Source organism: Enterobacter cloacae complex sp. XAL002 (assembly GCF_049236805.1).
Lineage (GTDB): Bacteria > Pseudomonadota > Gammaproteobacteria > Enterobacterales > Enterobacteriaceae > Enterobacter > Enterobacter intestinihominis.
The window spans coordinates 97,655-122,045 of the sequence record NZ_JBMKJN010000016.1; the positions used below are offsets into that span (position 1 = coordinate 97,655).

Below are 24,391 nucleotides of genomic sequence, written 5' to 3' on the forward strand. Positions count from 1 at the left end.
GTGATGTTTCTGAGAATTTCCTGATGGCGCTGTTAATCACCAAAAAATGCATCAACTGCGATATGTGCGAACCCGAATGCCCGAACCAGGCGATTTCGATGGGCGACAGCATTTATGAGATTAACAGCGACCGCTGCACCGAATGCATCGGCCACTATGAAACGCCGACCTGCCAGAAGGTGTGCCCAATTCCCAATACGATCTTAAAAGATCCGGCACACGTCGAGAACGAAGAACAGTTGTGGGATAAGTTTGTCCTGATGCACCATGCGGACAAAATTTAACTCTCAATAATCACCGTAGCACAGGCATAGTGGCGTTCATCTGCAAGCGTTACGTGCATGTGCGCCACGCCCAGCTTTTCCGCCAGCTTAAGCGCCTCGCCCCATAAACGCAGACGTGGCTTACCCAGCTCATCGTTAAACACTTCAAACTGGTTGAACGCCAGGCCGTTACGAATGCCCGTGCCGAACGCTTTCGCCGCCGCCTCTTTTACCGCGAAGCGCTTTGCCAGAAAGCGCACCGGCTGTTGATGCGCCTCCCAGATAGCCCATTCGTTATCGCTCAGCACGCGTCTTGCGAGGCGATCGCCGCTGCGGGCGATCACCGCTTCAATGCGGGCTATTTCGACGATGTCGGTGCCTAAGCCCAGAATAGCCATTACTGACGCGCTTCCAGCATCAGGCGCTTCATCTCGGACACCGCCTCTTTCAGGCCGCTCATCACCGCACGACCAATAATGGCGTGGCCAATGTTCAGCTCATGCATTTCCGGCAGGGCAGCAATGGCTTTTACGTTGTGATAGGTCAGGCCGTGTCCGGCGTTAACCTTCAGTCCCAGGCTCGCGGCGTAGGTTGCCGCTTTGGCGATTCGCTCCAGCTCTTTCGCCTGCGCTGCGTCGTTTTCGGCATCGGCATAGCAGCCGGTGTGAATTTCAATATACGGCGCACCCACATCGGCAGCGGCTTTAATCTGGGTGAAATCAGCGTCGATAAATAAAGATACCAGGATACCGGCATCCGCCAGGCGTTTGCAGGCATCGCGCATTTTGTCGAGCTGCCCGGCCACATCGAGACCGCCTTCGGTGGTCACTTCCTGACGCTTTTCCGGCACCAGGCAGCAGAAATGCGGTTTAGTCTCGCAGGCAATCGCCAGCATCTCTTCTGTCACCGCCATCTCCAGGTTCATGCGGGTATCCAGCGTCTGACGCAGGATGCGCACGTCGCGGTCAGTGATGTGGCGACGATCTTCACGCAGGTGGACGGTAATGCCGTCGGCGCCAGCCTGCTCAGCGATAAATGCCGCCTGAACCGGATCGGGATACGCGGTACCGCGTGCATTACGTAACGTGGCGATGTGATCGATATTGACGCCTAACAGTAATTCAGCCATGACAATCCTCGGTATTTTTGGTCATTTACCTTCTCCCTCTCCCTCCGGGAGAGGGCTGGGGTGAGGGGTAAAACATTAGCGTTTCGGCATAAACTGCCTGAATAATTCGCGGCTCTTTAAAGGTTTGCCCCCAAGATACGGCTTGAGCGCGATTCGGGTAAAGCGTTTTGCCGCACGCAGGGTGTCGGCGTCCGGGAACTCGCGTTCATACAGTGCTCTGAGCTGGCGCCCGGTAAAAGTGCTGTTATCGACGACGACACTGGCAATAAAGCCCTTTTCCTCACGATAGCGATAGGTCATGGTGTCTTCTACCTCGTCTCCGCTTCCCGCACAGTGCAGAAAATCAACGCCGTAACCAAGGTGCCCGAGCAGCGCCAGTTCGAAACGACGCAGCACAGGCTCAGGGGTGCCGGTTGCGCCAGCAAGTGCCTGAATACAGTGCAGGTAATCAAAGAAAAGTTCAGAGAAGCGGGTCTCATGTTCAAGAACCCGTGAAATGAGTTCGTTGACATACAAACCGCTGTAGAGCGTGATACCAGAAAGAGGAAGCGCCAGGGAGACGGCTTCAGCACTGCGCAGGGTTTTGACTTCCCCTCGCCCGCCAAAGCGGACCAGCAGCGGGGTGAAAGGCTGCAAGGCACCTTTCAGATTAGAACGTCTGGAACGTGCGCCTTTGGCAACAAGGCGCACGCGACCGGACTCTTCCGTGAAGACGTCCAGCATCAGGCTGGTTTCGCTCCAGGGACGACTATGCAGGACAAAGGCGCGCTGCCATCCATCCATATGCTCGTCGTCTTAGGTTACTGATCTTCGCCGTAACCGAGGCTGCGCAGCGCACGCTCATCATCGGCCCAGCCAGATTTCACTTTCACCCACAGTTCCAGGTGAACCGGTGCTTCAAACATGTCCATCATGTCTTTACGGGCTTCGATTCCGATAGTTTTGATCTTGGCACCTTTATTGCCGATCACCATCTTCTTCTGCCCTTCTCGCTCAACGAGGATCAGACCGTTAATATCGTAGCCGCCACGCTCGTTGCTCTGGAAACGCTCGATCTCCACCGTCACAGAGTACGGCAGTTCAGCGCCCAGGAAACGCATCAGCTTCTCACGGATGATTTCAGACGCCATAAAACGCTGAGAGCGATCGGTGATGTAGTCTTCCGGGAAGTGATGAGTCGCTTCCGGCAGATGTTTACGCACGATACCCGCGATGGTATCGACGTTCAGACCTGTTTCCGCAGACAGCGGGACGATGTCCAGGAAGTTCATCTGGCTGCCCAACCATTGCAGATGCGGCAGCAGATCGGCTTTTTCCTGCACGTTGTCCACTTTATTGACCGCGAGGATCACCGGCGTTTTGCCGTCACGCAGCTTGTTCAGGACCATTTCGTCGTCCGGCGTCCAGCGGGTGCCTTCCACAACGAAAATCACCAGCTCTACATCGCCAATGGAGCTGCTCGCCGCCTTGTTCATCAGACGGTTGATGGCACGCTTCTCTTCCATGTGCAGGCCCGGGGTATCGACGTAGATCGCCTGATAAGCGCCTTCAGTATGGATACCGACGATGCGGTGACGCGTGGTCTGCGCCTTACGCGAGGTAATGGAAATCTTCTGTCCAAGCAGATTATTCAACAGGGTGGATTTACCAACGTTCGGACGTCCGACGATGGCAATAAATCCGCAATACGTTTTTTCTTCGCTCATTCCAGCTCCAGCATTTTTAACGCCTGTTCGGCGGCAGCCTGTTCAGCCTTACGACGGCTTGAACCCGTGCCGACCACCGGTTCACTCAGGCCACTGACCTGGCAATGGATGGTAAATTCCTGATCGTGCGCTTCGCCACGTACCTGCACCACCAGATAGGATGGCAGCGGGAGGTGACGACCCTGCAAATATTCTTGCAGACGCGTTTTCGGATCTTTTTGTTTATCGCCCGGGCTGATTTCGTCCAGACGGGTCTGATACCAGTTCAGGATCATCTTTTCTACGGTCTGGATATCGCTGTCCAGGAACACGCCACCGATTAAAGCCTCGACCGTATCGGCAAGAATGGATTCACGACGGAACCCACCACTTTTCAGCTCACCCGGCCCCAGACGCAGACACTCACCCAGCTCAAACTCGCGTGCGATTTCAGCGAGGGTGTTGCCGCGCACCAGCGTGGCACGCATGCGGCTCATATCACCTTCGTCCACACGCGGAAAACGATGATAAAGCGCATTTGCAATCACGAAACTTAAAATAGAGTCGCCTAAAAACTCGAGACGCTCATTATGTTTGCTGCTGGCACTGCGATGGGTTAATGCCTGTTGCAACAACTCCTGATGATGAAAAGTGTAGCCCAGCTTCCGTTGAAGCCGATTAATTACGATGGGGTTCATGCGATACCAATAAATGAATGCGTCAAAAATGCAGCACACGAAACCGACCTGAGAAAACCAACGCGGTTTCGTGTGCCGTGGCACCCTTGCAGGGCCAACCTTAAACTTCGGGGGAATATTCTATACGCAACGACAGGGGATGTCGTTAGTTCAAAGAGATTTATCGCTGAAATAATTCACGTAGCGGCGAATAAAAGCCGCTACGTGTTATTTTTGACGAAAATTAATGAATTCCGCCAATACGATTCAGGCGAACGCCGGTCGGCCACTCGCCTTCCTGCTTCTCGAAACTCATCCAGATAGCGGTTGCTTTACCGACCAGATTCGCTTCCGGCACAAAGCCCCAGTAACGGCTGTCCGCGGAGTTATCGCGGTTATCACCCATCATGAAGTAGTGTCCCGGCGGCACAATCCAGGTCGCCAGCTGCTGGCCTGGCTGCTGGTAGTACATTGCCAGTTGATCCTGTGCAATTGGCACGGTCAGAATGCGGTGAGTGACATCGCCCAGCGTCTCTTTGCGTTCAACCAGACGAATACCGTTCTCTTTGGTTTCACCTTTTGGCACCTGGAAGAATCCGCTGGTCGCTTCACCGCCATTACGGCGGGCGAAGGTCTGCACAAAATCACCTGGCTCAACGTTGGAGTAAGTGACTGGCAGCGCATTTTCACATGCAGTTCCAGAGCTACAGCCTGGCTGAATCCTCACTTCCTTCGCTATCGGATCGTAGGTTACTTTATCGCCCGGCAGACCTACCGCGCGTTTAATATAATCCAGCCGTGGATCTTCCGGATATTTAAACACCACGATGTCGCCACGTTTCGGATGACCCGTTTCGATCAGCGTTTTCTGGTAGATCGGATCTTTGATGCCATAGGCAAACTTCTCAACCAGAATGAAATCACCGATCAGCAGCGTTGGCATCATCGATCCTGACGGGATCTGGAACGGTTCATAAATAAATGAACGCACCACCAGCACAATCGCCAGCACCGGGAAGACCGATGCCCCTGTTTCCAGCCAGCCCGGTTTTGGGCCGACTTTTTTCAGGGTTTTCGCGTCCAGCGTATCGCCCGTGGCTGCCTGCGCGGCAGCCTGACGTTCACGGCGTTTTGGGGCGAAGATAAACTTATCCAGGCACCATAACAGACCTGTTACCAGGGTAGCGATGACCAGGATCAGGGCAAACATGTTCGCCATGCCAACTCCTTAAGGTTATTTACCGTTTCCGTCTTTACCAACATGAAGGATGGCAAGGAATGCTTCCTGCGGCAGCTCAACGTTACCGACCTGCTTCATACGCTTCTTACCTTCTTTCTGCTTCTGCAACAGCTTTTTCTTACGGCTGACGTCGCCGCCGTAGCACTTAGCCAGAACGTTTTTACGCAGCTGCTTCACGGTTGAACGGGCAATGATGTGGTTACCAATGGCCGCCTGAATCGCAATGTCAAACTGCTGACGCGGGATCAGCTCTTTCATCTTCTCAACCAGCTCACGACCGCGGTACGGTGCGTTATCGTTGTGGGTGATTAGCGCCAGGGCATCAACACGCTCGCCGTTGATCAGCACGTCCACGCGAACCATGTTGGAGGCCTGGAAGCGTTTGAAGTTGTAGTCCAGTGACGCATAGCCACGGGAGGTAGACTTCAGACGGTCGAAGAAGTCGAGCACCACTTCCGCCATCGGAATTTCATAGGTCAGCGCCACCTGGTTACCGTGGTACACCATGTTGGTCTGCACGCCACGCTTCTCAATACACAGGGTGATCACGTTGCCGAGGAACTCCTGCGGCAGCAGCATGTGACACTCTGCGATAGGCTCGCGCAGTTCCTGAATATTATTCAGCGGCGGGAGCTTGGAAGGGCTGTCGACGTAGATCACCTCTTTCGACGTGGTTTCTACTTCGTAGACAACCGTCGGGGCGGTGGTGATCAGATCCAGATCGTATTCACGCTCCAGACGTTCCTGAATGATCTCCATGTGCAGCAGACCGAGGAAGCCACAGCGGAAGCCGAAGCCCAGCGCCGTTGAGCTTTCTGGCTCATAGAACAGGGAAGCATCGTTGAGGCTCAGCTTTCCGAGCGCATCGCGGAAGTTTTCGTAATCGTCGGAGCTGACCGGGAACAGACCCGCATAAACCTGCGGTTTCACCTTTTTGAAGCCTGGCAGCGCTTTATCTGCCGGGTTACGTGCGCCGGTCAGGGTATCGCCCACTGGCGCGCCGAGGATGTCTTTAATTGCACAGACCAGCCAACCCACTTCGCCGCATTTCAGTTCGGTACGGTCAACCTGTTTTGGCGTGAAGATGCCGAGGCGGTCAGCGTTGTAGACCTGCCCGGTGCTCATGACCTTGATTTTGTCGCCTTTACGCATGGTGCCGTTTTTAATACGCACCAGCGAGACAACGCCCAGGTAGTTATCAAACCAGGAGTCGATGATCAGCGCCTGGAGCGGCGCATCCGGGTCACCTTCCGGCGGCGGAATGTCACGCACCAGACGTTCCAGTACATCCGGAACACCTACGCCGGTTTTTGCCGAGCAGCGCACTGCATCGGTCGCATCGATACCGACGATGTCTTCAATTTCTTCCGCTACGCGCTCAGGATCGGCGGCTGGCAGGTCGATTTTATTCAGAACCGGCACCACTTCGAGATCCATTTCCATGGCGGTATAGCAGTTTGCCAGCGTCTGGGCCTCTACGCCCTGCCCGGCATCCACCACCAGCAGCGCGCCTTCGCAGGCCGCCAGCGAGCGTGACACTTCATAAGAGAAGTCAACGTGCCCTGGGGTGTCGATAAAGTTCAGCTGGTAGGTTTCACCATCGGAAGCCTTATAGTCGAGCGTCACGCTCTGGGCTTTAATGGTAATACCGCGTTCGCGTTCCAGGTCCATGGAGTCCAGAACCTGGGCTGCCATTTCACGATCAGACAGGCCACCGCAAATCTGGATAATACGGTCAGACAGCGTCGACTTACCGTGGTCAATGTGAGCAATGATCGAAAAGTTACGTATGTTCTTCATATAGTTAAATAATTATGCCTTACGAATTCCTGGAGGCCGCTGTTCTTAGCCTGACGTTTTTCAGTGCGAAAACGCAGCATTCTACACTACAACCTCGTCTGCTGGAAATGCACTTAGAGTCAGGTATAGCGCGAAGAGACGGCGTTTACTTTATTGCGATGTAAATAATAATAAAGCCCGGCAGATCACCGGGCCTCAGAAGAGAGCGTCTCAACACGAAGTTGGTCGGGTGCCAGTGCAACGCTGAGAATGACGGGCTGCCAGGCTTCCCGGGCGGTAAGCCTTGGGGAAACGCCTTTAGCAAGCCAGAACCCGCCCACACCGCCCAAGGCGGCACCGCACATGGCGGCCAAATCTGTGCCGAACAGCATCTGGAAAACCCCGCCCATCACGAAAAGTCCGGCGAGCGGAGAAAGGTAAACCAGTATGGCGGAAGTGAGCAGGCTGCCTTCAGCGATGCCGAGCTCCACTTTTTGCCCTGCCACCAGCGGCTGATCGCTCGACACAGCAATAGTGTGCGACGTTTGCGGCCCCAGCTTATTCAATACGCGGCTGCCGCAACCGGCTCGCGAAGCGCAGCTGCTGCATGATGCTTTAACGTCACAGCTGACAAGCGCTACGCCATCCTGCCAGGATACGACCGTCGCCCACTCTTTAATCATTGCGCAGCCCTGAATTTAATGCTGTCTGAAATACGTTTTGCTGTTGGCGGCGGTAATTCACCAACAATGGTAATTTCCGCATTATCGCGTACCGTCGTGCTAACCGTCCGGCGACCGGTACGGAGCATCTGTTCGGAACTGTTCGCCGTAGCGCGATTGATATTCACCGAGAAGCTAAATAGCCCATCGGAATAGAGGCGCGACTCAACCGGTGTTTCGATAGTCGGCAGCTGGCGACGGCTGCTGGATACTTCGCTGAATCCTTGCGGGATCCAGGAAGGTACCCAGTTGAAATTGACAGAATCGCCGGCAGGTACGGAAAGCAAAGGCGGCAGGCTGGCTTTGGCCAGATTCTGCATACTGTTGCCAACCTGACCGTTCACGTCGAAGGAGATCACGCGGAACTGCTCCAGCGTTTCACCGTCGCGATCGAGCAGATCAACGCGCATCGGCAGCTTCGTCTCTGCGTCAATCCAGACGATATAGCTGTAACGTGTCCCATCCCGCGCGACTACGCGGATCACTTCGCACAACCTGTCGGCAATACGCGTTCGCCCCACCGAGATAAAATCATAGTAGGGGGCGAGACGTTTAAAATCGGTGTAAATGAGCGATGGCAGGGAATCAACGATGTAGTCACCATTGAGCGTAAACGGCTCAAGGCCTGGCTCGAAATAGCTGATTTCGTTCCCACGCTGGACCACTTCCCGACGCGGGCCATCCATCTGTAAAAGCTGGGCGAGCGGCTGATTATCAAGGCGGGCGTGGCGATAGCGTAACGATTCGACACCCTGCTTATTGATGCTAATAAATGCCAACTCGTAATTGAGTGACTGGCTGGCCAGATTCATTTGCTGCAACAACGCCCCGGATGAAACATCAGCCGAGGCGTTAGCAGAGAAGAACAGGCTACCCGCCATCAAAGACATGGCGAACCAAAGTTGCTTCATTACTGCGATTGCGTTCCTAAAGTTTGGTTTCCTGGCACCTGCACAGCAGCCTGCTGGGTTTGGGCCTGCTCAAACTGAAGCTGCTCGGAGTGCAGACGACGCTGCAACTCGTAATCCTGCAACATCGCATTAATGCGACGACGCTGCTCCTGTACCTGCTGTTGCTGTCCGCCGCTTGCGGAGGCATCTGCCGGTACGCCCAGGCTAACCGGACTGGCTTTACCCATCATCGGCAGCGTATTGAACACTGGCGCTTCAGGCTGCTGACTGGCTTCAGACTGGGTATTATAGTGCTGGACCCCAACGATAACTGCAAGCGATACACACGCAGCGACTCCCATCTGGGTGAGCTGGCTGGCCCATGGACGCACCTTGTGCCAGAACGGCATTTTCTGCCATTGGTGAGGTGCAGGCTGCGCTTCAGGAATAAGCGGCGTGGTCTGATGAACAGGTTCGTTCTCAATGGCCGCCATAACGCGTGCTGAGATATCGAAATGGAGAACATCGCTGGTATCACCCCGCAGAGTGTCGCGGATAAGATGATAGTTTTCCCAGGTCTGTTGCATTTCGGGAGAATGAGACAACTCATCGAGCAGCTCACTATCCAGCATTTCACCATCCATTAAAGCGGAAAGTTTTTCTTTCTGCATGCCTAATACCTTTTCCAGTATCCCGCTATCGTCAACGCCTGATAAGCGGTTGAACTTTATTATCAATAGCTTCTCGCGCACGGAAAATTCGTGAACGAACCGTGCCGACCGGACAATCCATGATGGCGGCTATCTCTTCATAGCTTAGGCCATCCAGCTCCCGTAACGTAATTGCCATGCGTAAATCTTCCGGGAGCGACTCGATCGTGCGAAAAACGATTTGTCTCAGTTCTTCTGACAACATTAAGTTCTCAGGGTTCGAAATTTCTTTCAGCGCGCCGCCACTTTCGAAGTTTTCTGCATCGATAGCGTCAACATCACTTGAAGGCGGACGACGCCCCTGAGCAACCAAATAATTCTTAGCCGTATTGACTGCAATACGATACAGCCAGGTATAAAAAGCACTATCCCCCCGGAATGAATCCAGCGCGCGATAGGCCTTAATAAAAGACTCTTGTACCACATCAGGAACATCGCCTGACGGTACATAGCGGGAAACCAGACTCGCTACCTTATGCTGGTAGCGCACCACCAGTAGGTTAAAAGCTTTCTGATCTCCCTTCTGGACCCGTTCAACCAGGACCTGGTCCGTTAACTGCTCGCTCATCCGAGGTAATGTCTCCCCAAACCAAATTCCACGCGTTATCGAAACGCCACTCTAACAACATTGCACTTTGAGCAAGCACCGAATTAGAGCGTCTGTTCTTCAATAAGTTCCGTAACGCCTTTGTTTTTGTTCATCGCGCCGCAGACCGTTCATTTTCTCTCATTATAAGTCTGTTCACGATACGCACCCGCTTTCTGACAAGAATCATTAACTTTATCGTCAGAAGAGTAACGCAACACAGGCTTTATTTCACCACAAAATCTGAAGCTAACGATCTGCTTCGCAAAATAATTCCAGTCATTTAGCGATGATTTAACTTCCGGCCATCCGTTTAGTCATTGCAACACGCTTCAAAAAAAACGTGCGATAACTCGCATCACAATGCTATTCTGCCCAGACCATGTTTAGTAAATTAAACAAACATCATGAATACAACGCCTGAACTCCATTGTGATGTACTGATTATCGGCAGCGGTGCTGCTGGCCTCTCCCTCGCGCTGCGCCTGGCGGAACATCAGAACGTAATCGTGCTGAGTAAAGGGCCGATGAGCGAAGGTTCCACCTTCTATGCACAAGGCGGTATTGCCGCCGTGTTTGATGAAACGGACAGCATTGCCTCACACGTAGAAGACACTCTGATTGCCGGTGCCGGGATCGTGGATGAGCATGCCGCAGAGTTTGTCGCCAGCAATGCCCGCCACTGCGTGCAATGGCTTATCGACCAGGGCGTGCTGTTTGATACGCAGGTTCAGCCTAATGGTGAAGAGAGCTATCATCTGACCCGTGAAGGCGGGCACAGCCATCGCCGTATTCTGCACGCTGCTGATGCAACAGGAAAAGCGGTTGAAACCACATTGGTCAGCAAAGCCCTCAGCCATCCCAATATTCGGGTGCTGGAGCGCAGTAACGCCGTCGACCTGATTATTTCCGATAAAATTGGCCTGCCCGGCACGCGCCGTGTTGTCGGCGCATGGGTGTGGAATCGGAATAAAGAGAAGGTGGAAACCTGCCAGGCTAAAGCCGTTGTGCTGGCGACCGGCGGCGCCTCCAAGGTTTACCAGTACACGACTAACCCGGATATCGCCTCCGGAGACGGTATCGCCATGGCCTGGCGCGCAGGCTGCCGCGTAGCGAATATGGAGTTTAATCAGTTCCATCCTACCGCCCTGTTCCACCCGCAGGCACGTAACTTCCTGTTAACTGAAGCGTTGCGCGGCGAAGGCGCGTATCTCAAGCGACCGGACGGTTCCAGGTTTATGCCGGACTTCGACCCCCGAGGTGAACTTGCCCCGCGGGATATCGTGGCCCGCGCCATTGACCACGAGATGAAGCGGCTTGGCGTGGACTGTATGTATCTGGACATTAGCCATAAACCGGCAGACTTTATTCGCCAGCACTTCCCGATGATTTATGAAAAGCTGCGGAGTCTGGGTATCGATTTAACCCGCGATCCGGTGCCGATTGTGCCTGCCGCCCACTATACCTGTGGCGGGGTGATGGTTGACGATCATGGTCGTACCGACGTGGATGGTTTGTATGCGATCGGCGAGGTCAGTTACACCGGCCTGCATGGTGCGAATCGCATGGCATCAAACTCATTGCTGGAGTGTCTTGTGTATGGGTGGTCGGCTGCGGAAGATATAACCAAACGCATGCCCTATGCACGTCCAACAACGCACCTGCCAGCATGGGATGAAAGTCGGGTAGAGAACCCGGACGAACTGGTGGTTATCCAGCATAACTGGCACGAGCTGCGGCTTCTCATGTGGGATTATGTCGGGATTGTACGCACAACGAAGCGTCTGGAACGCGCGTTACGCCGCATCATGATGTTACAGCAGGAAATTGATGAATATTACGCCAACTTCCGCGTTTCCAATAATCTGCTGGAGCTGCGCAACCTTGTGCAGGTTGCCGAGCTGATTGTACGCTGTGCGATGATGCGCAAAGAGAGTCGTGGCCTGCATTATACGCTGGACTATCCCGACCCGCTGGAAACGTCCGGCCCGTCGGTGTTGACGCCGCAGGTTCACATAAACAGATAAAAGGCCTGGGTCAGGGCAGTGTAATCTTCGGAATAACGCTGGTCTGGCCCGCGAATAACCATCCTGTCGGTAAAGCACTCCCCCTCTTTCGGCGAGAGCGCCAGCAACACACGGTGCGGTAAGCGACCTTCCGTATCCGAAATATCGGTACGAAGACGCAAACTCCAGCCGATATCCCGAGCGATCTCAATGAAGGTGTTACCCGTGCTTTCGGGCAAGACCACGCAGAAAAATCCCTCTTCCGAGATGAGTTCCGCCGCGCTGGTCAGTAGCGCCTTGTGATCGAGCGAGCCGGTGTAACGTGCCTGCTCGCGTTCCGGCGTTCCACACTCCACACCTGGCGTGAAATACGGCGGATTGCTGACGATCAAATCGTAACGCGCAGTCTGCTCCAGTGCCCAGGTCAGGACATCGGCACATTCCACCCTGATCCGTTCTGCCCACGGAGAATCGGCAGCGTTTTCGCTTGCCTGCTGGGCCGCCTGAGGATCAAGCTCAACGGCGTCGATAGTGACGTGTTCTTCGGTACGCTGCGCCAGCATCAGCGCCTGAAGTCCGCTGCCCGTACCAATATCCAGAATGCGTTTTACACCTGCGACAGGGGCCCATGCACCCAGTAAAATACCGTCTGTACCGACTTTCATTGCGCAACGATCGTGCGCCACAAAAAATTGTTTAAACGTAAAACCATCGCGGCGCAACTGCGCTTTGAGTTGAGACATGTCAGGGCAACCTTCTGTGTGAAACTGGAGTAGCATAGGGGAAAGCGAAGTGGTCGAAAAGCGATATCCATACAAACAGATGAAGATTACAGCCGTAACGTCTATAATCAGCGCCCCACACAGAGGTAGAACATGACTGTAACGACTTTTTCCGAACTTGAACTCGATGAAAGCCTGCTCAATGCTCTTGAGAGTAAAGGCTTTACACGCCCGACCGCCATTCAGGCCGCGGCCATTCCGCCTGCGCTTGAGGGCCGCGATGTGCTCGGTTCTGCGCCAACCGGCACGGGGAAGACAGCAGCCTACTTGCTGCCTGTGTTGCAGCATTTGCTCGATTTTCCGCGTAAAAAATCAGGGCCGCCGCGCATTTTGATCCTGACCCCGACCCGTGAACTGGCGATGCAGGTTGCCGAACACGCGCGTGAGCTGGCGGCGAACACCCATCTGGATATCGCGACCATCACTGGCGGCGTAGCGTATATGAACCACGCCGAAGTGTTCAGCGAAAACCAGGATATCGTTGTCGCGACGACAGGCCGTCTGCTGCAATACATCAAAGAAGAGAACTTCGACTGCCGGGCGGTGGAAACGCTGATTCTCGATGAAGCTGACCGCATGCTGGACATGGGCTTTGCCCAGGATATCGAACACATCGCGGGTGAAACGCGCTGGCGTAACCAGACAATGCTGTTCTCGGCAACCCTTGAAGGGGATGCCATTAAAGATTTCGCCGAACGTCTGCTGGAAGATCCGGTGGAAGTGTCCGCTACGCCATCGACGCGTGAGCGTAAGAAGATCCACCAGTGGTACTACCGAGCAGATAACCTTGAGCATAAGGTTGAGTTGCTGAAACATCTGCTGAAGCAGGAAGAAGCAACCCGTACCATCGTCTTCGTACGTAAACGCGAGCGCGTGCATGAGCTGGCAGAAATGCTGCGCAACGCTGGCATCAACAACTGCTATCTCGAAGGTGAAATGGCACAAGTTAAGCGTACCGAAGGGATTAAGCGCCTGACCGATGGTCGCGTGAATGTGCTGGTTGCAACCGACGTTGCCGCGCGCGGGATCGACATCCCGGACGTGAGCCATGTGATCAACTTTGATATGCCGCGCAGCGGTGATACTTACCTGCACCGTATTGGTCGTACCGGCCGTGCGGGCCGCAAAGGGATTGCTATTTCTCTGGTAGAAGCGCACGACCATCTGCTGCTCCAAAAAATTGGCCGCTACGTTGATGAGCCGCTAAAAGCTCGTGTGATTGACGAACTTCGTCCGACGACACGTGCACCGAGTGAAAAAATGACGGGTAAACCGTCCAAGAAAGCGCTCGCGAAACGTGCTGAGAGAAAAGAGAAAGAAAAAGAGAAGCCGCGCGTGAAGCAGCGCCACCGCGATACCAAAAATATTGGTAAGCGCCGTAAGCCAAGTTCTGCTGCGCCAGAGACAAAAACTGAAGAGTAAAAAAAAGCCGGGACATTCCCGGCTTTTTTATTCCACCCCCGAAGCTGAAACCTTACAGGCTTTCAGTAAAGGTACGGGCGATAACGTCGCGCTGCTGTTCCGGAGTCAGAGAGTTGAAACGCACCGCATAGCCAGACACACGGATGGTCAGCTGCGGGTATTTTTCTGGGTTCTCAACAGCATCCATCAGCGTTTCACGACGCAGGACGTTAACGTTCAGGTGCTGACCACCTTCCACGCGCACTTCTGGTTGCACTTGCATTGGAATTTCACGGTATTCAATTTCGCCCAGTTTGCTCACCGGAACGATTTCGTCTTCCGCAAAACCTGCTTTCGCTACTACACAGCGCGCTTCGTTTTTCTCGCTGTCCAGCAGCCAGAAAGAGTTCAGCAGATCGTCATTTGCAGCTTTAGTAATCTGGATACCTGTAATCATGTGTTGCCTCCCTTAGGCTACATTAACTGATGCTGGCCTTTTGCGGCCAATTGGTAAAACCATTGTTTGTTGTGTGTATATATAACATTCAGACCCGGGTGATTTATTGATTTAAATCAACAAAATCACTAACCACATAAAGAGTGTGGTCTGAATTTTTTGTTTTAAATCAATTTTAATGATTTACCAATTCAACTTACCCTGCCTGGTTTTCAACATAAATTGAGACACTTAGCCGCTTTTCCGCGGGTAATTTTGCTCACCAGGCATTAGCAGGTAAGCTAGGCAGAGAATGAAATTCGCAGGAGAGCGAGATGACAACACCTTTAACCTGGCATGACGTGCTGGCAGAAGAGAAGCAGCAGCCCTATTTTATTAATACCCTCAGTACCGTTGCGGCTGAACGGCAGGCCGGCCAGATAATTTATCCACCGCAGAAAGATGTATTTAACGCCTTTCGCTACACCGAACTGAGCGACGTGAAGGTGGTTATACTGGGGCAGGATCCGTACCATGGTCCCGGGCAGGCTCACGGACTGGCATTTTCCGTGCGTCCGGGCGTGGCCATTCCCCCTTCTCTGCTGAATATGTATAAAGAGCTGGAAGGAACGATTCCGGGTTTCACCCGCCCTAATCACGGTTATCTGGAAAGCTGGGCGCGCCAGGGCGTGCTGTTGCTGAATACCGTATTAACCGTCCGGGCGGGTCAGGCACACTCCCACGCCAGTCTGGGATGGGAAACCTTTACCGATAAGGTTATCAGCCTAATCAATGAGCATCGTGAAGGCGTCGTGTTTTTACTCTGGGGTTCACATGCCCAAAAGAAAGGGGCGATTATCGATCGTCAGCGCCATCACGTACTGAAAGCACCGCACCCGTCGCCGCTGTCTGCGCATCGCGGTTTCTTTGGCAGTAACCATTTTGTTCTGACGAATGAGTGGCTGGAAAAGCGTGGCGAAAAGCCGATTGACTGGATGCCTGTGTTACCGGCAGAGAGTGAGTAGGGTTTGAATGTGCCGGGTCAGGCCCGGCACATATAAGGCTTATGCCTTGTTCTGACGCCACCATTCGGCCAGCAGCACGCCGGTCGCAACGGATACGTTCAGGCTTTCAACGTTGCCAGTGCCGTCGATAGAAACGCTCATGTCAGCGCTGGAGAGTGCCGCATCAGACAGACCATCGCGCTCCTGACCTAACACCAGCACCATTTTGCGCGGCAACGTCGCTTTAAACAGCGGCGTAGCGGCACGGCTTGAGGTGGTGACAATGGTGTAGCCCGCGTTACGGAATTGCTCAAGGGCCTCCAGCACGCTGTCGCCGGTGATCGGCTGAACATGCTCAGCACCGCCTTCCGCGGTACGGATTGCCGCACCGGATTCCAGCAGCGCGGCATCCTGCAACAGAACGCCTTTCACGCCAAAGTGCGCGCAGCTACGCATCATAGCGCCCAGGTTATGCGGGTTACCCACATCTTCCAGCGCCAGCACACAGTCATCGGCATCCGCCTGGCTGACCCACTGCTGCACGGTGGTGCCGTTACGTTTTTTGATCAGGAAGCAGACGCCGCCGTGGTGTTCAGTCCCGGACGCTTTTGTCAGCTCGGCATCGTCAACCACGTGGTAGGCTTTACGGTTCGCCGCCATCCAGCGCAGCGCTTCTTTAAAGCGCGGGGTCACGCTCTGGATAAACCATGCGCGAACGATACACTCCGGGCGGCTCTGGAACAGGGCCTGACAGGCGTTCTCACCGTAGACACGGGTCTCTTCCGCACGCTGACGACGCAGCACTTCCGGATCGATAAAGCTTTTTCCGCTGATACCGCCGTGATCGGCTTTTTCGGTCGCCTCTTCACCGGGCGCGCGCGAAACGGTACGCCATGGCGATCCACCGTCGCGGACAAAATCATCGCGTTTGCGATCGTCACGCTTACGGTCATCACGTTTGCGGTCATCGCCGCGGTTATTTCTGTCATCGCGGGCGGGGCGACGGCCACCGTCTGCACGAGAAGACGCCGGACGCCCGCCACCTTTTCCGGTACGCGGATTTTGGGTGCGTTTATCAGAGTCATCATCACTGCGGACATACATCACTTTGACCTTGCCGCTTTTGTTTTTCATTTCGTCGTTCATGCTTTTCTCCACCAGCGCTGCGCGAAGCGCGCAGATTACCCGATGTGCAAGCTCATAGCCATAATTTCGTACAAAAGCCTGTGACTATTGTTCCCATTGAATAAAACGCGTTGTCGATTTATACAGGCTCACTGATAATATGTAACATATCAGAAACATTATCGGCGTTCTGCCGTTGTTCCACGGCTCTATCAGAGGTTAGTTATGAATACCGTATGTGCCAACTGTCAGGCTTTAAACCGCATTCCGGACGATCGGATGGATGACGGTGCGAAATGCGGGCGTTGTGGCCACGAATTATTTGATGGCGATGTCATTAACGCGACGGGTGCTACGCTGGACAAACTCCTCAAGGACGATCTGCCGGTTGTGGTCGATTTCTGGGCACCGTGGTGCGGCCCCTGCCGTAACTTTGCGCCCATCTTCGAAGACGTGGCTGAAGAGCGCAGCGGGAAAATGCGTTTTGTTAAAGTGAATACCGAAGCGGAACGTGAACTCAGCGCCCGTTTTCGCATTCGCAGCATTCCAACCATTATGATTTTCAAAAATGGGGAAGTGATCGACATGCTCAATGGTGCAGTACCGAAGGCGCCTTTCGACAGCTGGTTAAACGAATCCCTGTAACATTCACGGGGCACATCTTGTGCCCCGTTCTCTCCTCTGCGAAAATGGGTTTTTTCCTGCCTTTTCGCCCATGACTGATAACGCTGTACTTCAATTACGCGCCGAGCGCCTTGCGCGCGCAACCCGCCCTTTTCTGGCCCGAGGCAATCGTATTCGCCGCTGCCAGCGCTGCCTTTTACCGCTGAAAGTGTGTCTGTGCGAAACGCTTGCACCGAGCGAGGCTAAAAGCCGTTTTTGTCTGGTCATGTTCGATACCGAACCGATGAAGCCCAGCAACACGGGGCGTTTGATCGCCGATATTCTGCCCAATACCGCAGCGTTTCAGTGGTCGCGCACTGAGCCACCTCAGGCTCTGCTTGACCTGGTGGCAAACCCGGACTATCAGCCCATGGTCGTTTTCCCGGCATCATATGCAGGCGAACAACGCCAGGTGCTTACGGCGCCACCATCCGGTAAGCCGCCGCTGTTTATTATGCTCGACGGCACCTGGACCGAAGCAAGAAAGATGTTTCGCAAAAGCCCTTATCTTGATGCGCTGCCGGTGATTTCCGTCGATCTGTCGCGCGTTTCGGCCTATCGCTTACGAGAAGCGCATGCCGAGGGTCAATATTGCACCGCTGAAGTCGCCATTGCGCTACTGGATCTGGCGGGCGATACCCAGGCGGCCAGCGCATTAAGCTCCCACTTCTCCTGCTTCCGCGAACGTTATCTGGCAGGAAAAACCGTTCATAAGGGTAGCGTCACAGCAACAGAGACAGAAAGCGTTTAAAATCATCAGGTCGCTTGCATTCACAGGAGGCCTGCATGAGCCAGAGAGGGTTAGAAGCGCTACTCCGTCCGAAATCCATTGCCGTTATTGGCGCCTCGATGAAACCGGACCGCGCAGGGTATCTGATGATGCGTAACCTGCTGGCTGGCGGGTTTAACGGCCCGGTCATGCCCGTTACGCCCGCTTATAAAGCGGTACAGGGGGTGCTGGCGTGGCCGGACGTGCAAAGTTTACCGTTTGTTCCCGACCTCGCCGTGCTCTGTACGCATGCGAAACGAAACCTCGAATTGCTTGAGTCGCTCGGTCAGAAAGGCTGTAAAACCTGCATTATTCTTTCCTCGCCTCCTGAACAGCAGCCCGAACTGCTGGCCTGCGCCAGCCGCTACCAGATGCGCATTCTTGGTCCAAATAGCCTCGGTCTGCTTGCGCCCTGGCAAGGGCTGAATGCCAGTTTTTCCCCGGTTCCGATCCGTAAAGGCAAACTGGCCTTTATTTCACAGTCGGCAGCGGTATCCAATACCATCCTCGACTGGGCGCAGCAGCGTGAGATGGGCTTTTCCTATTTCATCGCCCTCGGCGACAGCCTGGACATTGACGTTGATGAGCTGCTGGATTTCCTGGCGCGTGACAGCAAAACCAGCGCTATCCTGCTCTACCTTGAACACCTGAGTGACGCCCGTCGTTTTGTGTCGGCATCGCGTAGCGCATCGCGTAATAAACCGATTCTGGTCATCAAAAGCGGGCGCAGCCCCGCGGCTCAGCGCCTGCTGCAATCCCATTCCGGGATGGATCCCGCATGGGATGCAGCGATCCAGCGCGCCGGTTTACTGCGGGTACAGGATACGCACGAGCTTTTTTCCGCCGTCGAAACGTTGAGCCACATGCGTCCCCTGCGCGGTGAAAAGCTGATGATTGTCAGCAACGGAGCCGCTCCCGCCGCCCTGGCGCTGGACGAGCTCTGGCTACGCAACGGCAAGCTGGCCACGCTGGGTGAAGAGACGCTCCAGCGCCTGCGGGACGCGTTACCGGGAAGCGTTGTTCCCGATAATCCCCTCGATTTGCGCGATGATGCCAGCAGCGATCGTTACATTAAGGCGATCACGATTTTGCTGGATAGCCAGGACTTTGATGCGCTGATGATTATCCATTCGCCCAGCGCGGTTGCGCCAGGCAGCGAAAGTGCACGAACGCTGATTGAGGCTGTCCGAAACCATCCGCGCGGCAAATACGTCACCCTGCTGACCAACTGGTGCGGCGAGTTCTCCTCGCAGGAAGCGCGACGTCTGTTTAGTGAAGCCGGGTTGCCAACCTACCGTACGCCAGAGGGCACCATAACCGCGTTTATGCATATGGTTGAGTACCGCCGCAACCAGAAGCAGCTGCGTGAAACGCCTGCCCTACCGGGCAACCTCACAGCAAATTCGGTGGACGTACACAGTTTATTGCAACAGGCCATCGAAGAGGGCGCCACTTCGCTTGATACGCATGAAGTGCAACCCATTCTTGGCAGCTATGGGATGCAAACACTGCCGACCTGGATTGCCGGTGACAGCGCTGAGGCGGTACATATCGCTGAGCAGATTGGCTATCCGGTCGCGCTGAAGCTGCGCTCCCCCGATATTCCGCACAAATCGGATGTTCAGGGCGTCATGCTGTATCTGCGCACCGCGACAGAAGTACAACAGGCCGCGGATGCCATTATCGATCGCGTTAAAATGACGTGGCCACAGGCCCGGATCCACGGCCTGCTGGTGCAGAGCATGGCTAACCGAGCAGGTGCGCAGGAGCTGCGCGTGGTCGTCGAACACGATCCGGTTTTTGGTCCACTTATTATGTTGGGTGAAGGCGGCGTTGAATGGCGGCCAGAAGAACAAGCGGCTGTCGCGCTTCCACCTCTAAACATGAACCTGGCGCGTTATTTGGTTATTCAGGCCATCAAAAGTAAAAAAATCCGCGGCAGAAGCGCTCTGAGGCCGCTTGATATCGCCGGGTTAAGCCAGTTTCTGGTGAAGGTCTCCAACCTCATTGTTGACTGTGCGGAGATCCAGCGCCTGGACATCCACCCGCTCCTCGCTTCCGGAAATGAATTCACTGCCCTCGACGTGACGCTGGAAATTGCGCCATTTGTCGGTGACCGGGAAAGCCGTCTCGCCATTCGTCCTTATCCTCTCCATCTGGAAGAGTGGGTGGAGATGAAAAATGGAGAGCGGGCACTGTTTCGCCCTATCCTGCCGGAAGACGAGCCGCTGCTGCGAGCGTTCATCTCGCAGGTGACGAAAGAAGATTTGTACTATCGCTATTTCAGCGAAATTAATGAATTTACCCACGACGATTTAGCCAATATGACCCAGATCGACTACGATCGAGAAATGGCGATTGTGGCGGTCCGCCGTTCCGCAGAGGGAGAAGAGATCCTCGGCGTGACGCGTGCCATTTCCGACCCGGATAACGTGGATGCGGAGTTTGCCGTACTGGTGCGTTCCGATCTTAAAGGTTTGGGTTTGGGCAGACGGCTGCTCGAAAAACTCATTGGTTATACGCGCGATCACGGATTGTCACGGCTCAATGGCATTACTATGCCAAATAATCGGGGTATGGTGACCCTGGCGCGGAAGCTCGGTTTTGACGTTGATATCCAGCTGGATGAAGGCATTGTCTCTTTGTCCCTCAGCCTGACTTCGACGGATAAACAAGAGTAAGCTGCTGGAAATGTTACCCACTTTTCCCGGCACTGGGGTATCATTGTCCGCTTATGTTGTTTGCCTGGTACAGACAACCCTTCAATGAACAGAGAAGAAACGCACTGTGATGTTGTCAAAATTTAAGCGTAATAAACATCAACAACACCTTGCTCAACTACCGAAGATTTCTCAGTCAGTTGATGATGTAGAGTTCTTTTATGCTCCCGCTCATTTCCGGGAGACGCTTCTTGAAAAGATTGCCAGCGCTACGCGACGTATTTGCATTGTGGCGCTCTATCTTGAACAAGATGAAGGTGGGCGTGCGATCCTGAACGCGCTCTATGAAGCGAAACGTCAGCGTCCGGAACTGGATGTTCGCGTGCTGGTTGACTGGCACCGTGCTCAGCGTGGCCGTATTGGTGCGGCTGCCTCGAATACCAATGCTGACTGGTATTGCCGCATGGCCCAGGAAAATCCGGGTATTGATATCCCGGTATATGGCGTACCGGTGAATACCCGTGAAGCGCTTGGTGTTCTTCATTTTAAAGGATTTATCATTGATGACAGCGTCCTTTATAGCGGCGCCAGTCTGAATGATGTGTATCTCCATCAGCTCGATAAATACCGTTACGATCGCTACCATCTTATCCGTAATCCGCAGATGACCGACATCATGTTCAACTGGGTTGATAAAAACCTGGTTCATGGCCGGGGTGTGCACCGTCTTGACGATCCTCATCGCCCGAAAAGCCCGGAAATCAAAAACGACGTTCGCTCCTTCCGCCAGGAGCTGCGCGATGCGGTTTATCGTTTCCAGGGTGATGCCAATAATGAAGAACTGTCCGTTACGCCTCTGGTAGGCCTGGGTAAATCCAGCCTCCTGAACAAGACTATCTTCCATTTGATGCCGTGCGCGGAGCATAAGCTCACCATCTGCACCCCGTACTTCAACCTTCCCGCCGTTCTGGTGCGTAATATCATTCAGCTGCTGCGTGATGGTAAAAAGGTGGAAATCATTGTCGGGGATAAAACGGCAAACGACTTTTTCATTCCGGAAGATCAGCCTTTCAAGATCATCGGCGCACTGCCTTATCTCTATGAGATTAACCTGCGCCGCTTTCTGAGCCGTTTACAGTACTATGTGAACACGGACCAGCTCGTCGTGCGCCTCTGGAAAGATGAAGATAACAGTTATCATCTCAAAGGAATGTGGGTTGATGACGAGTGGATGCTGCTGACCGGTAATAACCTGAACCCACGCGCCTGGCGTCTGGATTTGGAAAACGCCATTCTTATTCACGATCCTCAGCATGCGTTAGCCGCGAAACGCGATCGTGAGCTGGAGCTTATACGCACGCATACCACAGTGGTTCGTCATTATCGCGATCTGCAAAGCATCGCTGATTACCCGGTGAAAGTTCGCAAGCTGATTCGCCGTCTACGTCGGATCCGTATCGATCGCCTCATCAGCCGCATTCTGTAATACACGAGCCCTGTCATCGACGGGGCTTTTTTTATGGAGCCTGTTAATGCGTACGCCTTGCCTGATAATCCCTCTTTTGCTGACAGGTTGCAGCCATATGGCTAATGATAACTGGTCGGGTCAGGATAAAGCTCAGCACTTTCTGGCGTCTGCAATGATGTCCGCTGCGGGTAATGAGTATGCGCTGCACCAGGGTTATAGCCGGGATCGAAGTGCCACAATAGGCCTGATGTTCTCCATCAGCCTGGGGGCATCAAAAGAACTTTGGGATAGCCGCCCCTCGGGAAGCGGCTGGAGCTGGAAAGATTTTGCCTGGGACGTAGCCGGGGCAACAACCGGCTACGCCGTCTGGCAGATGGCGCATTATTAAAGACGGATACCTTTTCCTTTGCGATGCAGCATCAGCGAGACAATAAACGCCAGCGCCCCCATAACGGTGACATACCAGAAAAAGGTCGTTTCACTGCCCCATGACTTAAGGGATAACGCGACATACTCTGCCGAACCGCCGAACAGGGCGTTTGCAACCGCATAAGAGAGGCCTACGCCCAGCGCCCTCACCTGTGCGGGAAACATTTCCGCTTTCAAAATGCCACTGATTGCCGTGTAAAAACTGATAATAATGAGCGCCACCATGATTAAAGCGAAAGCGGCATACGGAGAGGTTGTATGCTGTAGCGCCGTCAAAAGCGGAACGGTACCCAGGGTGAGCATGCCGCCAAAGATCAGCATGGAGGTACGGCGACCAATTTTGTCCGACAGCGCGCCGACAATCGGCTGGATGAGCATAAAGACCAGTAACGCCACCGTCATGACGACACTCGCAACGTTTGCATGCATGCCCGTAGTGTTGACCAGATATTTTTGCATATAGGTGGTGAAGGTATAGAAGCTTAGCGAGCCTGCGGCGGTAAAGCCTAATACCATCAAAAATGCTTTGCGGTTACGCCACAGCCCTTTCATCGAACCAGCTTCTTTCAGCGCCCTGACCTCCTGTCGGGAGGTTTCATCAAGCTGACGGCGTAGCCACAGCGCCACAACCGCCAGGGCTGCCCCCAGGGCAAACGGAATGCGCCAGCCCCAGGCGCGTAAATCTTCATCGCTAAGGATTTGTTGAAGGATCACCACAACCAGTAACGCCAGTAGCTGTCCGCCAATGAGGGTTACATACTGGAATGATGCATAGAAACCTTTGCGCCCTTCAACCGCCACTTCGCTCATGTATGTCGCACTGGTGCCATATTCGCCACCGACCGATAGCCCCTGGAACAGACGTGCCAGCAACAACAACGCCGGTGCCCATGTTCCGATAGTCTCATAACCGGGCAGGCAGGCAATCACCAGCGAGCCGACGCACATCATGCATACAGAGATGAGCATGGATGTCTTGCGCCCTTTCCTGTCCGCGATCCTGCCGAATAGCCAACCACCGATAGGGCGCATCAGGAACCCGGCGGCAAAAACGCCTGCGGTTTGCAAAAGCTGAGTTGTGGTGTTCCCTGACGGGAAAAAGATATGCGCAAAGTAGAGTGAACAAAATGAATAGACGTAAAAGTCAAACCACTCTACAAGGTTTCCTGATGAGGCCCCAACGATTGCCCAAACCCGACGGCGAGTATCCTTACCTGCCAAATTGGTGTTATCCGTATCTGCACTGGCTACGGTTTCTGTCATTTTAATATCCCCTGTCTCACATTGCGGGCCTTTGCCCACAAACAGTAAAACCGGATTTAGAACGAATCGTTAGGTAAATAAAATGTTTCCAATATGTTTCATTGCGTTTTGTGAACTCGATCAGCTATCTAATTATTAGCGGACGCAGTAATTATCCCCAGGACTGCTGGTGGGCCTTTTTTCGCTGCAAGTAATCTTCGTCTGCACGAATTTTATCCCACCACTTTTTGAAGACTGCGGCTGCTTCTGCTTTCACTGGATCGTGATCGAGGGGTTTGACTTGTCGTTCCGCATCATACTTTTTACCGCCCTTATGATTCGCGTATCGCCGGGCGCGGGTATAGCCCATTTGTATGAATTTACGCGCCATATCCATACCTACAAAATCGTTTTTACTGCGGTACTCTTCAAAGAGAGCGTATATCTCTTGTGACGAACGCGCTGCGACTTCAGAATTTTTAAAACGCCAGTGTGGAAGGATTTCGCTTTTATAAGGCTCGACCATCAATACGCCCTGCTCACCCCGGCCAACCTGATACCGTTCGGGATGTTCGCGAAAATTTATATTTGCAAAATCTTGTTGGTAATCAAAAGGACGAGTCAAAGCGGCACCATTGTTAAAATCGTTTTAACAATTGTAGGCCGGATAAGGGGAAGCCGCCATCCGGCATGTTTTTCCGCGCACAAAGCAAAAAACCCCGCAC

The 24,391-nt window shown here is 53.8% G+C and carries 25 protein-coding genes; 9 read left to right on the forward strand and 16 right to left on the reverse strand.

Annotated elements, in window-relative coordinates:
• Positions 1–23: 23 nt before the first annotated feature.
• Positions 24–284 (forward strand): YfhL family 4Fe-4S dicluster ferredoxin, encoded by a 261-nt coding sequence (locus ACOT0L_RS16210; RefSeq protein ID WP_023300734.1) that lies wholly within the window; start codon positions 24–26, stop codon positions 282–284.
• Here ACOT0L_RS16210 and acpS read toward each other — a convergent pair.
• The 11 genes from acpS to rpoE form a co-directional block, all read right to left on the reverse strand.
• Positions 281–661 (reverse strand): holo-ACP synthase, encoded by a 381-nt coding sequence (gene acpS / locus ACOT0L_RS16215; RefSeq protein WP_015572144.1) that lies wholly within the window; start codon positions 659–661, stop codon positions 281–283. The two genes, ACOT0L_RS16210 and acpS, sit on opposite strands and share 4 nt — an antisense overlap.
• Positions 661–1,392: a pyridoxine 5'-phosphate synthase gene (pdxJ, locus tag ACOT0L_RS16220; RefSeq protein WP_015572143.1), complete on the reverse strand. Its 732-nt coding sequence runs from the start codon at positions 1,390–1,392 to the stop codon at positions 661–663. Before pdxJ ends, acpS begins: the two co-directional genes overlap by 1 nt.
• Before the next feature lie 75 nt (positions 1,393–1,467).
• Complete coding sequence (gene recO, locus ACOT0L_RS16225) at positions 1,468–2,175, reverse strand: DNA repair protein RecO (RefSeq protein WP_015572142.1); 708 nt, start codon at positions 2,173–2,175, stop codon at positions 1,468–1,470.
• A gap of 17 nt (positions 2,176–2,192) precedes the next feature.
• Positions 2,193–3,098 (reverse strand): GTPase Era, encoded by a 906-nt coding sequence (gene era, locus ACOT0L_RS16230; protein ID WP_022649038.1) that lies wholly within the window; start codon positions 3,096–3,098, stop codon positions 2,193–2,195.
• The gene (rnc, locus tag ACOT0L_RS16235) at positions 3,095–3,775 is read right to left on the reverse strand and encodes a ribonuclease III (protein WP_023300736.1); all 681 of its coding nucleotides are present in this window, start codon (positions 3,773–3,775) and stop codon (positions 3,095–3,097) included. The genes era and rnc overlap by 4 nt, the downstream gene beginning before the upstream one ends.
• A 223-nt stretch (positions 3,776–3,998) precedes the next feature.
• The gene (gene lepB, locus ACOT0L_RS16240; RefSeq protein ID WP_022649040.1) at positions 3,999–4,973 is read right to left on the reverse strand and encodes a signal peptidase I; all 975 of its coding nucleotides are present in this window, start codon (positions 4,971–4,973) and stop codon (positions 3,999–4,001) included.
• 15 nt (positions 4,974–4,988) lie between these two features.
• Entirely contained in the window at positions 4,989–6,794 is a 1,806-nt protein-coding gene (gene lepA / locus ACOT0L_RS16245; RefSeq protein WP_022649041.1) for a translation elongation factor 4, read from the reverse strand.
• 185 nt (positions 6,795–6,979) lie between these two features.
• The gene (gene rseC / locus ACOT0L_RS16250) at positions 6,980–7,456 is read right to left on the reverse strand and encodes a SoxR-reducing system protein RseC (RefSeq protein WP_022649042.1); all 477 of its coding nucleotides are present in this window, start codon (positions 7,454–7,456) and stop codon (positions 6,980–6,982) included.
• Positions 7,453–8,406, reverse strand: coding sequence for a sigma-E factor regulatory protein RseB (rseB, locus tag ACOT0L_RS16255; protein ID WP_022649043.1), 954 nt, complete (start codon positions 8,404–8,406; stop codon positions 7,453–7,455). The genes rseC and rseB overlap by 4 nt, the downstream gene beginning before the upstream one ends.
• Complete coding sequence (rseA, locus tag ACOT0L_RS16260) at positions 8,406–9,056, reverse strand: anti-sigma-E factor RseA (protein WP_022649044.1); 651 nt, start codon at positions 9,054–9,056, stop codon at positions 8,406–8,408. The genes rseB and rseA overlap by 1 nt, the downstream gene beginning before the upstream one ends.
• A gap of 31 nt (positions 9,057–9,087) precedes the next feature.
• A complete protein-coding gene (gene rpoE, locus ACOT0L_RS16265) occupies positions 9,088–9,663 on the reverse strand; it encodes an RNA polymerase sigma factor RpoE (RefSeq protein ID WP_006176728.1) in 576 nt (191 codons plus the stop codon).
• Between the two features lie 425 nt (positions 9,664–10,088).
• On the opposite strand from rpoE, the gene nadB reads away from it, so the two are divergent.
• Positions 10,089–11,708 (forward strand): L-aspartate oxidase, encoded by a 1,620-nt coding sequence (gene nadB / locus ACOT0L_RS16270; RefSeq protein ID WP_023300738.1) that lies wholly within the window; start codon positions 10,089–10,091, stop codon positions 11,706–11,708.
• On the opposite strand, the gene trmN is transcribed toward nadB, so the two are convergent.
• Positions 11,693–12,430 carry a tRNA(1)(Val) (adenine(37)-N(6))-methyltransferase TrmN gene (gene trmN / locus ACOT0L_RS16275; RefSeq protein WP_058677483.1) on the reverse strand — a complete coding sequence of 246 codons (738 nt, stop codon included), beginning with the start codon at positions 12,428–12,430 and terminating at the stop codon, positions 11,693–11,695. The genes nadB and trmN overlap by 16 nt on opposite strands.
• 132 nt (positions 12,431–12,562) lie before the next feature.
• Here trmN and srmB point away from each other — a divergent pair, with 132 nt between their 5' ends.
• Positions 12,563–13,891, forward strand: coding sequence for an ATP-dependent RNA helicase SrmB (gene srmB, locus ACOT0L_RS16280; protein ID WP_022649047.1), 1,329 nt, complete (start codon positions 12,563–12,565; stop codon positions 13,889–13,891).
• A 52-nt stretch (positions 13,892–13,943) separates the two neighbouring features.
• Here the strand turns inward: srmB and grcA are convergent, their stop codons facing one another.
• The gene (grcA, locus tag ACOT0L_RS16285; protein WP_022649048.1) at positions 13,944–14,327 is read right to left on the reverse strand and encodes an autonomous glycyl radical cofactor GrcA; all 384 of its coding nucleotides are present in this window, start codon (positions 14,325–14,327) and stop codon (positions 13,944–13,946) included.
• Positions 14,328–14,641: 314 nt separating this feature from the next.
• Here grcA and ung point away from each other — a divergent pair, with 314 nt between their 5' ends.
• Positions 14,642–15,331, forward strand: a complete 690-nt coding sequence (gene ung, locus ACOT0L_RS16290) for a uracil-DNA glycosylase (RefSeq protein ID WP_038416527.1) — start codon at positions 14,642–14,644, stop codon at positions 15,329–15,331.
• Between the two features lie 39 nt (positions 15,332–15,370).
• Here the strand turns inward: ung and ACOT0L_RS16295 are convergent, their stop codons facing one another.
• Positions 15,371–16,456 carry a tRNA/rRNA methyltransferase gene (locus ACOT0L_RS16295; protein WP_023300740.1) on the reverse strand — a complete coding sequence of 362 codons (1,086 nt, stop codon included), beginning with the start codon at positions 16,454–16,456 and terminating at the stop codon, positions 15,371–15,373.
• Positions 16,457–16,660: 204 nt separating this feature from the next.
• On the opposite strand from ACOT0L_RS16295, the gene trxC reads away from it, so the two are divergent.
• The 5 genes from trxC (at position 16,661) to ACOT0L_RS16320 (ending at position 22,383) form a co-directional block, all read left to right on the forward strand.
• On the forward strand, positions 16,661–17,080 hold the full coding sequence (gene trxC, locus ACOT0L_RS16300) for a thioredoxin TrxC (protein WP_003860733.1): 420 nt from the start codon (positions 16,661–16,663) through the stop codon (positions 17,078–17,080).
• Between the two features lie 70 nt (positions 17,081–17,150).
• A complete protein-coding gene (gene tapT, locus ACOT0L_RS16305; protein ID WP_022649050.1) occupies positions 17,151–17,849 on the forward strand; it encodes a tRNA-uridine aminocarboxypropyltransferase in 699 nt (232 codons plus the stop codon).
• Positions 17,850–17,884: 35 nt separating this feature from the next.
• Complete coding sequence (locus tag ACOT0L_RS16310; protein WP_048966850.1) at positions 17,885–20,548, forward strand: bifunctional acetate--CoA ligase family protein/GNAT family N-acetyltransferase; 2,664 nt, start codon at positions 17,885–17,887, stop codon at positions 20,546–20,548.
• 109 nt (positions 20,549–20,657) lie between these two features.
• Entirely contained in the window at positions 20,658–22,013 is a 1,356-nt protein-coding gene (pssA, locus tag ACOT0L_RS16315) for a CDP-diacylglycerol--serine O-phosphatidyltransferase (RefSeq protein WP_023306731.1), read from the forward strand.
• A gap of 46 nt (positions 22,014–22,059) precedes the next feature.
• Positions 22,060–22,383 (forward strand): YfiM family lipoprotein, encoded by a 324-nt coding sequence (locus ACOT0L_RS16320; RefSeq protein ID WP_022649053.1) that lies wholly within the window; start codon positions 22,060–22,062, stop codon positions 22,381–22,383.
• Here ACOT0L_RS16320 and ACOT0L_RS16325 read toward each other — a convergent pair.
• Complete coding sequence (locus ACOT0L_RS16325; RefSeq protein ID WP_023300743.1) at positions 22,380–23,687, reverse strand: MFS family transporter; 1,308 nt, start codon at positions 23,685–23,687, stop codon at positions 22,380–22,382. The genes ACOT0L_RS16320 and ACOT0L_RS16325 overlap by 4 nt on opposite strands.
• 151 nt (positions 23,688–23,838) lie before the next feature.
• Positions 23,839–24,291 carry a DUF4385 domain-containing protein gene (locus tag ACOT0L_RS16330; RefSeq protein ID WP_126503532.1) on the reverse strand — a complete coding sequence of 151 codons (453 nt, stop codon included), beginning with the start codon at positions 24,289–24,291 and terminating at the stop codon, positions 23,839–23,841.
• Positions 24,292–24,391: the final 100 nt, after the last annotated feature.